At 59.6% G+C, this 14,274-nt stretch carries 12 protein-coding genes; 3 read left to right on the forward strand and 9 right to left on the reverse strand.

Going from position 1 to position 14,274, the window contains the following annotated elements; translation table 11 throughout:
• The first annotated feature begins 15 nt into the window (after positions 1–15).
• Positions 16–1,965: a BCCT family transporter gene (locus tag CKW16_RS02960; protein WP_256580440.1), complete on the forward strand. Its 1,950-nt coding sequence runs from the start codon at positions 16–18 to the stop codon at positions 1,963–1,965.
• Between the two features lie 197 nt (positions 1,966–2,162).
• On the opposite strand, the gene choV is transcribed toward CKW16_RS02960, so the two are convergent.
• From choV to CKW16_RS02975, 3 genes are all read right to left on the reverse strand, one after another.
• Positions 2,163–3,341: a choline ABC transporter ATP-binding protein gene (choV, locus tag CKW16_RS02965; RefSeq protein ID WP_095127144.1), complete on the reverse strand. Its 1,179-nt coding sequence runs from the start codon at positions 3,339–3,341 to the stop codon at positions 2,163–2,165.
• On the reverse strand, positions 3,338–4,183 hold the full coding sequence (gene choW / locus CKW16_RS02970) for a choline ABC transporter permease subunit (protein WP_064680189.1): 846 nt from the start codon (positions 4,181–4,183) through the stop codon (positions 3,338–3,340). Before choW ends, choV begins: the two co-directional genes overlap by 4 nt.
• Positions 4,184–4,249: 66 nt before the next feature.
• Positions 4,250–5,197, reverse strand: coding sequence for a choline ABC transporter substrate-binding protein (locus CKW16_RS02975; protein WP_095127145.1), 948 nt, complete (start codon positions 5,195–5,197; stop codon positions 4,250–4,252).
• Between the two features lie 435 nt (positions 5,198–5,632).
• On the opposite strand from CKW16_RS02975, the gene CKW16_RS02980 reads away from it, so the two are divergent.
• On the forward strand, positions 5,633–7,009 hold the full coding sequence (locus tag CKW16_RS02980) for an L-serine ammonia-lyase (RefSeq protein WP_046045295.1): 1,377 nt from the start codon (positions 5,633–5,635) through the stop codon (positions 7,007–7,009).
• 539 nt (positions 7,010–7,548) lie between these two features.
• The gene (locus tag CKW16_RS02985) at positions 7,549–8,652 is read left to right on the forward strand and encodes a GlxA family transcriptional regulator (protein WP_046029844.1); all 1,104 of its coding nucleotides are present in this window, start codon (positions 7,549–7,551) and stop codon (positions 8,650–8,652) included.
• 106 nt (positions 8,653–8,758) lie between these two features.
• Here the strand turns inward: CKW16_RS02985 and CKW16_RS02990 are convergent, their stop codons facing one another.
• The 6 genes from CKW16_RS02990 to choX all read right to left on the reverse strand — a co-directional run bounded on the left by CKW16_RS02990 (position 8,759) and on the right by choX (position 14,238).
• Positions 8,759–9,022 (reverse strand): hypothetical protein, encoded by a 264-nt coding sequence (locus tag CKW16_RS02990; RefSeq protein WP_007937979.1) that lies wholly within the window; start codon positions 9,020–9,022, stop codon positions 8,759–8,761.
• A gap of 403 nt (positions 9,023–9,425) precedes the next feature.
• On the reverse strand, positions 9,426–10,589 hold the full coding sequence (locus tag CKW16_RS03000; protein WP_095127147.1) for a gamma-butyrobetaine dioxygenase: 1,164 nt from the start codon (positions 10,587–10,589) through the stop codon (positions 9,426–9,428).
• A 14-nt stretch (positions 10,590–10,603) separates the two neighbouring features.
• Positions 10,604–11,080 (reverse strand): thioesterase family protein, encoded by a 477-nt coding sequence (locus tag CKW16_RS03005; RefSeq protein WP_046045298.1) that lies wholly within the window; start codon positions 11,078–11,080, stop codon positions 10,604–10,606.
• Positions 11,081–11,224: 144 nt separating this feature from the next.
• On the reverse strand, positions 11,225–12,190 hold the full coding sequence (locus CKW16_RS03010; RefSeq protein ID WP_095127148.1) for an L-carnitine dehydrogenase: 966 nt from the start codon (positions 12,188–12,190) through the stop codon (positions 11,225–11,227).
• A 141-nt stretch (positions 12,191–12,331) separates the two neighbouring features.
• Complete coding sequence (locus CKW16_RS03015; RefSeq protein WP_046045300.1) at positions 12,332–13,219, reverse strand: 3-keto-5-aminohexanoate cleavage protein; 888 nt, start codon at positions 13,217–13,219, stop codon at positions 12,332–12,334.
• 74 nt (positions 13,220–13,293) lie between these two features.
• Positions 13,294–14,238 (reverse strand): choline ABC transporter substrate-binding protein, encoded by a 945-nt coding sequence (choX, locus tag CKW16_RS03020; RefSeq protein ID WP_095127149.1) that lies wholly within the window; start codon positions 14,236–14,238, stop codon positions 13,294–13,296.
• Positions 14,239–14,274 lie beyond the last annotated feature (36 nt).

The raw sequence follows: 14,274 nt of genomic DNA on the forward strand, positions 1-14,274 counted from the left end.
ACGGTCAACGGTTGGGTGTTCTACACCTCTACCGCGTTGATCCTGTTGTTGACCGCCATTCTGATCATTGCCCCGCAAGAGGCCGGCAGATTGCTCGGTATTGCCCAGGCCTGGTTGTCCCGCAGCTTCGGCTGGTACTACATGGTGGTGATCGCCGCTTACCTGGTGTTCGTGGTCGGCCTGGCGTTTTCGTCCTACGGCAAGCTCAAACTGGGCAGCAAGGACGACACCCCGGACTTCAGCTACGGCGCTTGGGCGGGGATGTTGTTCTCCTCGGGTATCGGCATCTCGCTGCTGTACTTCGGTGCTTCCGAGCCGCTGGACCACTACTTCAATCCGCCCGAAGGCGTGGCTGCCAGCAACATGGCCGCCCGTCAGGCCGTTCAGCTGACGTTCCTGCACTGGGGCCTGCATGGCTGGGCGATCTACGCATTGGTCGGTCTGGCCGTGGCCTATTTTGCTTACCGTCATAACCAGCCGCTGGCGTTGCGTTCGGCGCTGTATCCGCTGGTCGGCGAGCGTTGGGTCAAAGGCGCGGCCGGTCATGCGGTAGACGGCTTCGGCATGTTCGTGACCCTGCTGGGTCTGGTGACGAACCTGGGGATTGGTTCGCTGCAAGTGTCGTCGGGGCTGGAAAACCTGTTCGGCATGGAACACAGCAACACCAACCTGCTGATCGTGATCATCGTGATGAGCACCGTGGCGACCATCGCTGCGGTGTCGGGTGTGGAAAACGGCATTCGCCGTCTGTCCAACCTGAACATCGTGCTGTTCAGCGGCCTGTTGATTTTCGTGCTGCTGTTCGGCCCGACCCTGCACCTGCTCAACGGCTTCGTGCAAAACGTCGGCGACTACCTGAACGGCGTGGTGCTGAAGACCTTCGACCTCTATGTGTACGAAGGTGATAGCGAGAAGTCTGACCGCTGGTTGGGCCTGTGGACCCTGTTCTACTGGGCCTGGTGGATTTCCTGGGCCCCATTCGTCGGCATGTTCATCGCGCGTATTTCCCGTGGTCGCACGGTGCGTGAACTGGTAGCCGGTGTGTTGCTGATTCCGCTGGGTTTCACCCTGGCGTGGCTGTCGATCTTTGGTAACTCGGCCCTGGACCTGGTGATGAACCATGGGGCGGTGGAACTCGGGAAGACGGCGCTCGAACAGCCGTCGATGGCGATTTACCAACTGCTTGAGCACTACCCGGCGTCGAAAATCGTGATCGGCGTGTCGATCTTTGTCGGTTTCGTGCTGTTCCTGACCCCGGCGGATTCCGGGGCGGTGATGATGGCCAACCTTTCCTGCAAGGGCGGTAACGTCGACGAAGACGCCCCGCACTGGCTGCGGATCTTCTGGTCGGCGGTGATCACGCTGGTGACCATCGGCCTGCTGTTCGCCGGTAACTTCGAAGCCATGCAAACCATGGTGGTGCTGGCCGGTCTGCCGTTCTCGGTGGTGCTGGTGTTCTTCATGTTCGGCTTGCACAAGGCGATGCGCCAGGACGTGCAGATCGAACAGGAGCAAGCGGAGCTCGCAGCCCGCGGTCGTCGTGGTTTCAGCGAGCGTTTGACGCAGCTGGACTTGCAGCCTAACCAGTCGATTGTTCAGCGTTTCATGGACAAGCAAGTCAGCCCGGCGCTGGAAGATGCGGCTGTGCAATTGCGTGCTCAGGGTCTGGATGTGCAGACGTTGCTGGGCAAGTCGAAACGCTGCATGGGCGTGCGGATCGAGATGGAAGAGGGCAACCCTTTTGTCTACGAAGTGAGCCTGGACGGCTATCTGGCAGCGGCGAGCGACACGGTGTCGGCTGAAAGTGCTGATGAACCGCGTGCACGTTACTACCGCGCCGAGGTGTACCTGCACAACGGCAGCCAGGACTACGACTTGATGGGCTTCACTCAGGATCAGATCACCCGTGACGTGCTCGATCAGTTTGAAAGCCATCGGCAGCTCCTTGGCCGGGTTTATAGCTGAAACATGAGGTGATGCGGTGTTTCAGTGACACCGCGTCGCGTTCATCGCGGGCAAGCCTTGCTCCTACAGGAACGGCGCAACACCTGTAGGAGCTGAGCTTGCTCGCGATGGGGCCGCCAGGGTCGATACACAATCGACCCGATATCCCATAAACAAAAACGCCGCGATCCTCTCGCGGCGTTTTTGTGTGTGTTGCCTTACCCCAGGTTCTTGCCGAGCAGTGCGTGATACAACTCACTGTCCCCGAGAATCCCGACCACTTTGTTGTTGTCGTGCAGCACCAGCTTGTTACCCGTCTGATATCGAATCTGCAGCGCGTCGCGCATGCCGATGTTCGAATCCACCAGTGTTGGCCGACGACCCAAGCCTTCAACCGCTTGCCCTGGGATCCAGTTCTGCAGATCCAGGCTCGCGCCGTTCTGGCGTGCGCCTTTGATGGTGTTGCCTTCGGCCAGGTCCAGCCAGGAATCGCCGCCCGGATCGAGGCATACCGAACCGTTGATGCGTTTGCAGTTGTCCAGGGTGCGCATCAGGCTGCGACCGCACAGTACGTTCAGCGGATTGGTGTGGGCGACAAAGGTCCGCACGTAATCGTCCGCCGGGTTCAACACGATCTCTTCAGGTTTGCTGTACTGAATGATCCGACCGTCTTTCATGATTGCAATACGGCTGCCGAGCTTCAGGGCTTCATCGAGGTCGTGGCTCACGAAAACGATGGTCTTGCTCAGCTTGCGTTGCAGTTCCAGCAGTTCGTCTTGCAGGCCTTGGCGGATCAGCGGGTCAAGGGCCGAGAACGGTTCGTCCATCAGCAGGATGTCGGCGTCCATCGCCAGGGCACGGGCCAGGCCCACGCGTTGTTGCATACCACCGGACAGCTCGTTGGGTTTCTTGTTGCGCCATTGGGTCAGGCCCACCAGCTCAAGCTTTTCATCCACCAGTTTGCGGCGTTCTTTCTCAGGGCGACCCTGCATTTCCAGACCGAAACTGATGTTCTCGCGCACCGTCAACCAAGGCATCAGGGCGAACTTCTGGAACACCATCGCAATGCGCTTGGTGCGCATCATTTTCAGTTCCGCCGGGGTGCAGGAAGCGATGTCGATCTGCTTGCCTTCGTGCTCGACGAACAACTTGCCGCGGCTGACGGTGTTGAGGCCGTTGATGCAGCGCAGCAGACTGGACTTGCCGGAGCCGGAAAGGCCCATCAGTACGCAGATTTCACCTTTTTCGACGTCCAGGCTGGCCTTTTCGACCCCAACGATCTGCCCGGTCTTTTTCAGGATCTCGTTACGGGTCATGCCTTGATCCAGCAGCTTGAGTGCCTCGCGTGGATCCTTGGAGAAGATTACGTCGACGTTTTCGAAGCGAATAATGCTCATGCGTCACCCCCTACTTTGGCTTCGGGTTGTTTGCAGATACGGTCGAGCATGATCGCCAGCAGTACGATCGCCAGGCCTGCTTCGAAGCCCAGAGCGATATCAGCAGTGTTCAGTGCGTTGACCACGGGTTTGCCCAGGCCATCGGCGCCCACCAGTGCCGCGATCACCACCATCGACAACGACAGCATGATGCACTGGGTGATACCGGCCGCGATGCTTGGCATGGCGTGGGGCAGTTCGATTCGCGAGAGCAGCTGACGTCGCGAGCAGCCAAAGGCCTTGCCAGCGTCCATCAATTCTTCCGGGACATCGCGAATACCCAGGTAAGTCAGGCGGATAGGTGCGGCAATCGCGAACACCACCGTAGAAATCAGACCCGGGACCACACCCAGACCGAAGAGGGTCAGGGTAGGAATGAGGTACACGAAGGTCGGCACGGTCTGCATCAGATCGAGCACCGGCCGCATCACTGTGTAGAACATCGGTTTGTGCGCGGCGACGATGCCCAACGGCACGCCGATCAACACGCACACCAGGGTGGCGAACAACACCTGGGCAAGGGTTTCCATGGTTTCCTGCCAGTACCCCAGATTGAGGATCAGCAGGAAGGAGGCGATGACAAAAACGGTCAGGCCCCACTTTCGTTGAATGAAGTGTGCCAGTAGCGCGATGAGGCCGATCAATGCCAGCGGGTTGAACCAGGTCAGCGCAAAAGTCACGCCGTGGATCATCGTTTCCAGTGACACGGCGATTGCGTCGAAGGTGCTGGCGCCGTTTTGCGTCAACCATTCAACGAAGCCCGCGATGTACTGGCCTAAAGGTATTTTCTGATCAATCAGCATGGTAGTGAACGTCCGCATGCAAGGAAATAAACAGCCCGGGCGAGCGAACTCGCCCGGCGTAAGCGATTACTGCGCGAGCTTGGCTTTCACGGCCTCCAGGCCAGGTTTACCGTCAATGGTGGTCACGCCAGCGAGCCAGGTATCGAGGACCTGTGGATTCTTTTTCAGCCAGGCCTTGGCGGCCGCGTCAGGCTTCATTTTGTCGTCCAGGACGTTGCCCATCAGCGTGCTTTCCATGTCGAGGGTGAATACCAGGTTTTTCAGCAACTGGCCCACGTTGCTGCATTCCTGCGCATAGCCCTTGCGGGTGTTAGTGAAGATGGTCGCCTGACCGAAGTTCGGGCCGAAAAAGTCGTCGCCGCCAGTCAGGTACTTCATCTTGAAACGAGTGTTCATCGGGTGCGGTTCCCAGCCCAGGAACACCACGGCGGTGTTGCGGCGCTGGGCGCGATCGACTTGCGAGAGCATGCCTGCCTCGCTGGACTCGACCACCTTGAAGCCGGCGTCTTTCAAGCCGAAGGCGTTCTTGTCGATCATGCTCTGGATCAGGCGGTTGCCGTCGTTGCCTGGTTCGATACCGTAGATCTTGCCGTCGAGTTCTTTCTTGAACTTGGCGATGTCGGCGAAATCTTTCAGACCTTTGTTATACAACTCTTCGGGGACGGCGAGTGTGTATTTTGCGTTCTCCAGGTTGGCGCGCAGGGTCTCCACGGTGCCGGCATCGCGGTAGGCCTTGATGTCGTTTTCCATGGTTGGCATCCAGTTACCCAGGAATACGTCCATGTTCTTGCCGTCGGCCAGGGACTTGTAGGTCACCGGAACGGAAATCATCGTGGTTTTGGTCTTGTAGCCGAGGGCATCGAGAACGACGCTGGTGGTGGCGGTGGTGACGGTAATGTCAGTCCAGCCGACATCGGAGAAGTTTACGGTGCTGCACTGAGCGGGTTCTGCGGCTTGAGCCAGTAACGGCAGACTCAGCATGGCGGCCAACAACAACGACGGGGAACCTTTCATGGATGGACTCCTTGGTGTTTTTTTTGGCAGTGTTCCGACTGGACCACCGCACTTATAGGTTGCGGTTGGATGGCGTTTTGGAGACATCTCTACCACGGCGCCTTGCAATCGAGTCGATACGATCATGTACCACTGAAAATCTGACGCCTACAGGGTGCGTCGTATCCAGTACAGGGATGGTCGCATCCAGTGTCGGTGACGTCGTTTACAGATTTTTTCGGCCCTCTTTGCCCCTCTGATCCGCAAAAAAACGGCGAAAACGCGACGTAAAAGACACGCGGCGTTAGTGGGCATGAGTGCGTCGGTGTGAGACGTCGAACGACATGACAAAAGCCTGATGATGCGGCCATCTCGGCGGATTGCAGCTTGAGCGTAGCAGCTCCGTCACTGGGCGCTTTTGCGTCTGGAGTTGGCACATCCAGGAGTTCGGCAGTAATGGCTATCAGTGTTTTCGACCTGTTCAAAATCGGCATCGGCCCTTCCAGTTCGCACACCGTGGGACCTATGCGGGCCGCGGCGTTGTTCGTGCAAGGTTTGCGTGAGCAGGGTCTTTTGGAACAAGTACGGCGCGTCGAAGTTCAGCTTTATGGTTCGTTGTCGGCCACCGGCATCGGTCACGGCAGCGACAACGCAGTGATCATGGGCCTGATGGGCGAGTGGCCGGACGCGATCGATCCGTCGCAAATCGGCATCCGCATCGAAACCCTGCGCGAAACCCACACGCTGTTGCTCGACGGTCGTTTGTCGGTCCCGTTCATCTGGGCCCGGGACATGCGCCTGATCGACGAGAACCTGCCGTTCCACCCCAACGCCATGACGTTGATCGTCGAAGGCGATGACGGCGAGCTGCATCGCGACACCTACTATTCCATCGGCGGCGGCTTTGTCGTTGATGAGGCACAGGCTTCCAGCGGTGTGGTCGATCTGGACCGCACCGTGCTGCCGTACGATTTCTCCAGCGCCGCCGAACTGCTTAGCCTCTGCAAGCAGCACAATTTGCGCGTCGCCGAATTGATGATGGCCAACGAGAAGGTCTGGCGCAGCGAAGAGGAAATCCGCGCTGGCCTGATGACACTCTGGCGCGCCATGCAGGATTGCGTGGAGCAAGGCCTCAAGCACGAAGGCATTCTGCCCGGTGGCCTGAATGTGCGTCGTCGCGCGGCCAAACTGCACCGCAGCCTTCAAGAACTGAACAAGCCCAACGTGATCGGCTCGACCTTGAGCGCCATGGAGTGGGTCAACCTGTTCGCCCTGGCGGTCAACGAAGAAAACGCCGCTGGCGGGCGCATGGTCACGGCACCGACCAATGGCGCGGCGGGGATCATTCCGGCGGTGTTGCACTACTTTATGAAGTTCAGCGAGGTGGTGACCGACGCCAACGTGGTCGACTATTTCCTCAGTGCGGCGGCGGTAGGGATTCTGTGCAAGAAGAACGCTTCGATTTCCGGTGCCGAAGTCGGTTGCCAGGGCGAAGTCGGTTCGGCTTGCGCCATGGCGGCGGCCGGGTTGGCGGAGATTCTGGGGGCGACACCGGAGCAGCTGTGTAACGCGGCGGAAATCGGTCTGGAACACAACCTCGGCCTGACCTGCGACCCGGTGGGCGGGTTGGTGCAAGTGCCGTGCATCGAGCGCAATGCGATTGCCGCGGTGAAAGCCATCAACGCGGCGCAGATGGCGCTGCGTGGCGACGGTCAGCACTTTATCTCGCTGGATCGGGTGATCCGCACGATGCGTGATACCGGCGCGGACATGCATGACAAATATAAAGAGACATCGCGCGGTGGATTGGCGGTTAGCGCGGTTGAGTGTTGATTCAGTAAGACCGAGTTGTCTGCTTCGCGAGCAAGCCCGCTCCCACATTCGACCGCATTACCCTGAGAGAACTCGGTCACCTGTGGGAGCGGGCTTGCTCGCGAAGGCGTCAGACCAGTCAAAACTGCGCGCAAAATGAACACCCGATTCAAAACGCGCCACGTTTTGGCGCGTCGCTTACAGACAAGCGGCTTCACCTGGATCACGGATCCAGGTTGGCCATTACCGCCTGTCACCTGTGCTTGCGGTGACACTCTTCACCAGGTCGCTGTAGCCCTGTTCCCACAAGTGCTACCGATTTGCTCACGCCCAACGAGGCAGAGCGTCTCCCGCCGATAATGGCACTTATATCCCCTACTCGCGACGCGGCTTATATAGACGCGGCGCGACGTCGTTTTCAGGAGTTATTGAACAGCCATTCAACTTTAGGCATGGCATTTGCTCTGTCATTACAAAGCCCGTCTCCCACGCGAGAACGATGGCAATAACAAGAGCCTCCGCCTGAGGCCATCACCCGCTTTGTGTGAGGAGATACCGCGATGACGACGTTCAACTCCGGGGCTCAACCCCAGAACCGTGCGCCTCAATCCATCGGCTTTTTGCTGCTGGACAATTTCACGCTTATTTCTTTGGCCTCCGCAGTAGAACCCCTGCGTATGGCCAACCAGTTGTCCGGTCGTGAGCTGTATCGCTGGACCACGATCACAGTCGATGGCGGTCAGGTCTGGGCCAGTGACGGTCTGCAGATCACCCCCGACTGCTCCATGCACAAAGCACCCGCCCTGGACACCATCATTGTCTGTGGCGGTATCGGCATCCAGCGCACTGTTACCCGGGAACACGTTTCGTGGCTGCAAAGCCAGGCGCGTCAGTCGCGCCGTCTCGGTGCGGTCTGCACCGGCAGCTGGGCCCTGGCGTGCGCCGGCCTGCTGGATGGTTTCGATTGCAGCGTCCACTGGGAATGCCTGGCCTCGATGCAGGAAGCTTTCCCGCGTGTGGCCATGAGTACCCGTCTGTTCACCCTCGACCGTAACCGTTTCACCAGCTCCGGTGGCACCGCGCCGCTGGACATGATGCTGCACCTGATCAGCCGCGATCACGGTCGTGAACTGTCGGCCGCGATTTCGGAGATGTTTGTCTACGAGCGTATTCGCAACGAGCAGGATCACCAGCGTGTGCCGCTCAAGCACATGCTCGGCACCAACCAGCCGAAGTTGCAGGAAATCGTCGCGCTGATGGAGGCCAACCTCGAAGAGCCGATCGACCTCGACGAACTGGCGGTGTATGTCGCCGTGTCGCGTCGTCAGCTGGAGCGGCTGTTCCAGAAATACCTGCACTGCTCGCCGTCGCGTTACTACCTGAAACTGCGCTTGATTCGCGCCCGGCAGCTGCTCAAGCAAACGCCGATGTCGATCATCGAAGTGGCGTCGGTGTGTGGTTTCGTGTCCACGCCGCACTTCTCCAAGTGCTACCGCGAATACTTCGGCATTCCGCCGCGTGACGAGCGCGTAGGTTCCAACACCACGCAACAAGTGGCGATGATGCCGCTGCCGCAAGCACTGGTGCTGTCGCCGTTGTCCGGGCCGTTGTCGGCGTTGAGTCAGGCGCGCAATGAGTCGACGTTTGCCAGCGTAAGGCTCTAAACCGAGGCGCCTGCTTCGCGAGCAAGCCCGCTCCCACATTTAACCGAGTTCTCTCTGGGGGAATGCGGTCAAATGTGGGAGCGAGCTTGCTCGCGAAGACGGTTTATCAGGCGCTACGGCTCTGCTGATACTCCGCCAACGCGGGCAGCAATTGCTTGTCGATGGCCTGGCGCACGGCCGGCAGAATGGTCGCGCTGCTGGTGTACATCTGCTTGACCATAGTCCGCAGCGTCATCGCCCGTTCATCGTTCAAGCCTCGCACTGCACATTCGCAAGCCTGCTCAGCTGTAGAGCCACTCGGTACTTGAAAACCCAACGATTTCAGCTGGCCCAACAGGTCTTCCTGGTCAATCAAATCAGCGTGCATCATGACGCAATCCTTCTTCAGGGAACGGTGTCGTGGCTCGATTCTCGTAGGGGGGCGGGGTGGCGGCAAGGACGATTTGTCGCAATGGCCGCAATACCTATGAACAGGTCGTTTTCGGCTAACTTGCTGCGGATAGGAGTGGGCACACTGGAGTCAGCTGGCTTCACGAAGGTTTGGTCACCCTCGCGCAACGGCTCCTCAACAGTACCCACCTCTGCCCCGATCCTGTCACGGCTTGATCGGGGTTTTTTTTGCCTGTGAATCAGGGATAGAGGTGGTGTCTGGGCTGACGCCTTCGCGAGCAAGCCCGCTCCCACATTCGACCGAGTGCTCTCAGGAGAATGCGGTCAACTGTGGGAGCGGGCTTGCTCCGGGCGGCGTTCCGACGAAGAACGATTACGCGGTTTTAGCGTTGCAATACGAGGATGCGCGACAACAATTCATCACGGTCGACATAGCAACCCTGAAAATGCCGGGCGCCGGTGGCGGGGTCGAAGGCGTTGCGGGCGTGGAGGGTGCGGCGGTTGTCGAAACACCACATTTCGCCGGGGTTTAACCGCGTCATCACCCGGAATCGTGTTTCCCGGGTCATCGCAATAAAGCGGCGGTAGGCGTGATAGAGAGCGGGCATCTGCTCGACCGACGCATCGAACGGACCGCGCAGAAAGTTCGCCATGCGGATTTCCGAAACCTGCCCAAAGGCATCCAGCGCGATGATCGGCGCGAGACGGCGGTAGTCGCTGTGGCGGTCTTTGTTGCGGAACTCCACAGGTATTTCGCAAAGGCTTTTGAACGCCTCGGGATCTTCATCGCGCAAGGCTTCGGCAATGGCAAAACCGTCGACGAAAATACTCTCGCCACCGTCAGCGTCATTCACCAGGCAATGCAGAAACTGCAGCCCCGGTTGCAACTCCCGGGTCGGCAGGTCGCTGTGCAGCGGCAGGTTGAAAGCGGTGTAGGCGTTGCTGTCGGCATCAGCCTTGGATTGCACGTTGAACAGCACGCCAAAATTGCTCTCGCGGATGAAGGAAATCCGCTGGGCGATCAGCTTCAACGAGCCCGGCTCGGTGGGCACACCGCGGACCTGGGTCAGGCCGAGATCGCGCACGGCCAGCAGCCATTGCAGCAAGGCGTCGTTGTCGTTCATCAACGCCTGGTAGTCGAATACCGGCAGCTTCAGGTTGCTGTTCCAGAGCTGGCTTTTGGGCTTGGATGCCCGGCGTTCGGCGCGGGACTGATCATCGTAGGCGTGGGCCCGTAACCAGCCAGGATCGAAGCGGCTGAGGTGGCCGTCCTGCCAATCGACACGCAGGCAGCCTTCGGCATCAATGCTGACGTTCGAGGGCTTCAGGTTTTCGGCGACGTCGACGATTTCCAGCACTTGCTCGCGGGTGACGGTGTAGACGCACAGCGGGCACGGGCAGTTGTCCCGCAACCACTGATGATGAAACGGGCTGACACGGTCATCGGCCCACTTCACTTGAATTCGGTCCGCCAGGGTGTGTACGGCGGTCAACGCGCTGATCAACGGGTAGGTACGGAAGTCGGCAAAAGCGGCGGCGGTGTTCAATGGCGATCTCCTTGTTATTTTTTAGGGGGTAACGCGATCACTCGGCCAATGTAGTCGGGGGCGGGAAGGTCGGTTTGCTCGGCGACGATGGCTTGCAGCTTGCTCAAGGTGTCTTCGCTGAACGGTGCGGAGCGCGGCCCGGCGAGGTCGACGTGCAGCAGCATTTGCTCGTTGCCCGCCAGCTCCTTGTCATCGCCTACCCAATGCAGGCTGTGATAGAGGTGCAGGCGTTTACTGTCGTGGCCGATGATTTGGGTGTGCACTTCGACGTCGGCGTCGAGCTTCACTTCGTGCAGGTAATTGAGGTGCAATTCGAGGGTGAACAGCGAGTTGCCGCTGGCTTCGCGGTTGTTGCTGTCCATGCCCAGACGATCCATCAGCGCGTCGGTGGCGTAGCTGAAGATGAGCAGGTAGAAGGCATCGCGCAGGTGGCCGTTGTAGTCGACCCAGTCGGGGATGATTTTGGTTTGGTAGGTGGTGAGGGTGGGCATGATTCTCTCCAGACATGATCGGGGATGATCGTTCCCACGCTCCGCGTGGGAATGCAGCCCGGGACGCTCCGCGTCCCAAGAGCGGACGCAGAGCGTCCATTGAGGCATTCCCACGCAGAGCGTGGGAACGATCAGAGGGGAGGTTTACTCGCTGAAAGCCATCCCATGCTTCTCTTTGGTGGTCTTCACCGCTTCCAGCACCGCCAGCAAGCAATCATCACGATAGCGCTCCAGCGCCGAAATGCTGTGCGTGCCCAGCTGATCGCTGGTGCCATCCACCACATCATCAATCAACTTGTCGGTCAGCTCCGGTGCCGGCAGATACGTCCACGGCAACTGCAACGCCGGCCCGAATTGCGCCATGAAGTGCCGCATGCCCGCATCGCCACCCGCCAGGGTGTACGTCAAGAATGTGCCCATGAACGACCAGCGCAGACCCGCACCAAAGCGGATTGCATCATCGATTTCACCGGTGGTCGCCACACCGTCGTTGACCAGGTGCAGTGCCTCACGCCACAGCGCTTCGAGCAAGCGATCGGCGATAAAACCGGGTACTTCCTTGCGCACATGCAACGGACGCATGCCCAAGGATTCATAGACTTTCATTGCTGCTTGAACGGCTTCCGGGGCGGTGTTTTTGCCGCCAACCACTTCCACCAGCGGCAGCAAATAAACCGGGTTGAACGGGTGGCCGACCACGCAACGTTCCGGGTGTGTCGAACTCTCGTAGAACTCGCTCGGCAACAGGCCGGAAGTACTGGAGCCGATCAAGGCATTGGGCTTGGCCGCCGCGCTGATTTTGCTGTGCAGTTCCAGTTTCAGGTCCAGACGCTCAGGGGCGCTTTCCTGAATGAAATCCGCGTCGCGAACGCATTCTTCGATGGTTGCGACAAAGCGCAGCCGATCCTGCGATGCACCCGGCGCAAGGCCCTGTTTCTCCAACGCGCCCCAGGCATTGGCGACGCGTTTGCGCAGCGCGACTTCGGCACCGGGCGCCGGGTCCCAGGCCACCACGTCGAGGCCGTGGGCGAGGGCGCGGGACACCCAACCGCTGCCGATGACACCGCTGCCCAAGGCTGCGAAGGTTTTGATTTCAGTGATAAAGCTCATGGCGACGTCCTAAAAGAATTCGGTGATCCCCTGTGGGAGCGGGCTTGCTCGCGAAAGCGGAGTGTCAGTCGACAGAAATGTCGAATGTACCGGCCTCTTCGCGAGCAAGCCCGCTCCCACAGGGTTAGGTGTAGGCGTGGGTTAACCGCGCTTGGTCAGGCCCATTTTTGCCCGGCCTTCCGCCGGCGTCAGAACACGGGCGCCGAGACGGCTGAGGATTTCCGAGGCGCGTTCGACCAGTTGGCCGTTGGTCGCCAGTACGCCCTTGTCCAGCCAGATGTTGTCTTCCAGACCGACCCGCACATTGCCGCCGAGCAACACCGCTTGCGCAGCCATCGGCATTTGCATGCGACCGATGCCGAAACCGGCCCAGACCGCATTGGCGGGCAGGTTGTCGACCATGGCTTTCATGGTGGTGGTGTCGGCCGGCGCACCCCACGGGATGCCCAGGCAGAGTTGGAACAGCGGGTCGTCGAGTAACCCTTCCTTGATCATCTGCTTGGCAAACCACAGATGGCCGGTGTCGAAGATTTCCAGCTCGGCCTTCACGCCCAGCTCTTGAATTCGCTTCGCGCCGGAACGAAGTTGCGCCGGGGTGGAAACGTAAATGGTGTCCCCGTCGCCGAAGTTCAGGGTGCCGCAATCGAGGGTGCAGATTTCCGGCAGCAGTTCTTCAACGTGGGCCAGACGGGTCAGCGGGCCGACCAGGTCGGTGTTCGGGCCGAACTCCATCGGGTTCTCGCCCGCGCCGATTTCCAGGTCGCCGCCCATGCCGGCGGTGAGGTTGACGATGATGTCGACGTCCGCCTCGCGGATGCGCTCCATCACTTCGCGATACAGCGCGACATCACGGCTGAATTTGCCGGTTTCGGGGTTACGCACGTGGCAGTGGACTACGGTGGCGCCGGCCTTGGCGGCTTCCACGGCGGCAGCGGCGATTTGTTTCGGGGTGACCGGCACGTGTGGGCTTTTGCTGGTCGTGTCGCCAGCACCGGTGAGTGCGCAGGTGATGATGACGTCGTGGTTCATGAGGCGGGTTCCTTGCAGGCGTGATGATTCCGTTCGCAGCCCGGACGGGCTGCGAGTCGGTGGTTCAATCGGGTTTATTTAGTGGTCAGTTTCAGGTTGTCAGCCGCCGGTTTGCCATCGAAGGTGGTCACGCCTTCGAGCCAGCGTTGCTTGTCTTGCGGGTGATCTTTCAGCCATTGCTTGGCCGACTCGAAAGCGTCCTTGTGATCCAGCAGCGGCTGCATCATCCGGCTCTCGTCTTCGGCGGTGTAAGTCAGATTGCTCAGCAAACGACCGATGTTCGGGCATTGCTGTGCGTAGTTTGGCGAGGTGACGGTCCAGACCGTGGCCATGCCTTCGTTCGGGCCCAGAGCGTCTTCGCTGCCGGTGAGGTAAGTCATCTGCACGTTGACGTTCATCGGGTGCGGCGCCCAGCCGAAGAACACCACAGCCTCTTTGCGTCGCACGGCTCGATCCACCGCCGCGAGCATGCCGGCCTCACTGGACTCGACCAGCTGGAACTTGCCGAGGCCAAACTGGTTCTTGGCGATCATCGCCTTGATCTGGGTGTTGGCGCCCGAACCAGGCTCGATGCCGTAGATTTTGCCGCCCAGTTCCTTTTCAAACTTGGCGATGTCGGCAAAGGTTTTCAGGCCCTTGTCGGCGAGATACGTCGGTACCGCGAGTGTGGCGCGGGCATCTTTCAGGCTTGGCGCCTCAAGCACCTTGACCTGATTGGCCGAAACGAACGGCGTGATGGTCTGGGTCATCAGCGGGTTCCAGTAGCCCAGGAACAAGTCCAGGCGCTGGTCGCGGATCCCGGCGAAGATAATTTGCTGGGAAGCGCTGGTTTGTTTGGTGTTGTAGCCGAGGCCATCAAGCAGGACTTGGGTCATGGCACTGGTGGCGATCACGTCGGTCCAGTTCACGACGCCCATGCGCACGTTCTGGCATGAAGCAGGTTCGGCCGCCATGACGCTGGCGCTCAGGAAAGCGGTACCGCTGAGTGCAAGAACACAGCTGCTGATCAGTCGTTTCATCTCAGGTTCCTCGGCAGACGTTATTGTGGGTTCCGG

It is taken from the genome of Pseudomonas sp. Irchel s3h14 (assembly GCF_900187425.1).
In the GTDB taxonomy this organism is placed as follows: Bacteria; Pseudomonadota; Gammaproteobacteria; order Pseudomonadales; family Pseudomonadaceae; genus Aquipseudomonas.

Coding starts and splice junctions, on each gene's coding strand:
- CKW16_RS02990 (WP_007937979.1), bottom strand. CDS start 9,022: ATGATGCACGCTGATTTGATTGACCAGGAAGACCTGTTGGGCCAGCTG.
- CKW16_RS02975 (WP_095127145.1), bottom strand. CDS start 5,197: ATGAAAGGTTCCCCGTCGTTGTTGTTGGCCGCCATGCTGAGTCTGCCG.
- choW (WP_064680189.1), bottom strand. CDS start 4,183: ATGCTGATTGATCAGAAAATACCTTTAGGCCAGTACATCGCGGGCTTC.
- CKW16_RS02980 (WP_046045295.1), top strand. CDS start 5,633: ATGGCTATCAGTGTTTTCGACCTGTTCAAAATCGGCATCGGCCCTTCC.
- CKW16_RS03010 (WP_095127148.1), bottom strand. CDS start 12,190: ATGAGCTTTATCACTGAAATCAAAACCTTCGCAGCCTTGGGCAGCGGT.
- CKW16_RS02985 (WP_046029844.1), top strand. CDS start 7,549: ATGACGACGTTCAACTCCGGGGCTCAACCCCAGAACCGTGCGCCTCAA.
- CKW16_RS03005 (WP_046045298.1), bottom strand. CDS start 11,080: ATGCCCACCCTCACCACCTACCAAACCAAAATCATCCCCGACTGGGTC.
- choV (WP_095127144.1), bottom strand. CDS start 3,341: ATGAGCATTATTCGCTTCGAAAACGTCGACGTAATCTTCTCCAAGGAT.
- CKW16_RS03015 (WP_046045300.1), bottom strand. CDS start 13,219: ATGAACCACGACGTCATCATCACCTGCGCACTCACCGGTGCTGGCGAC.
- choX (WP_095127149.1), bottom strand. CDS start 14,238: ATGAAACGACTGATCAGCAGCTGTGTTCTTGCACTCAGCGGTACCGCT.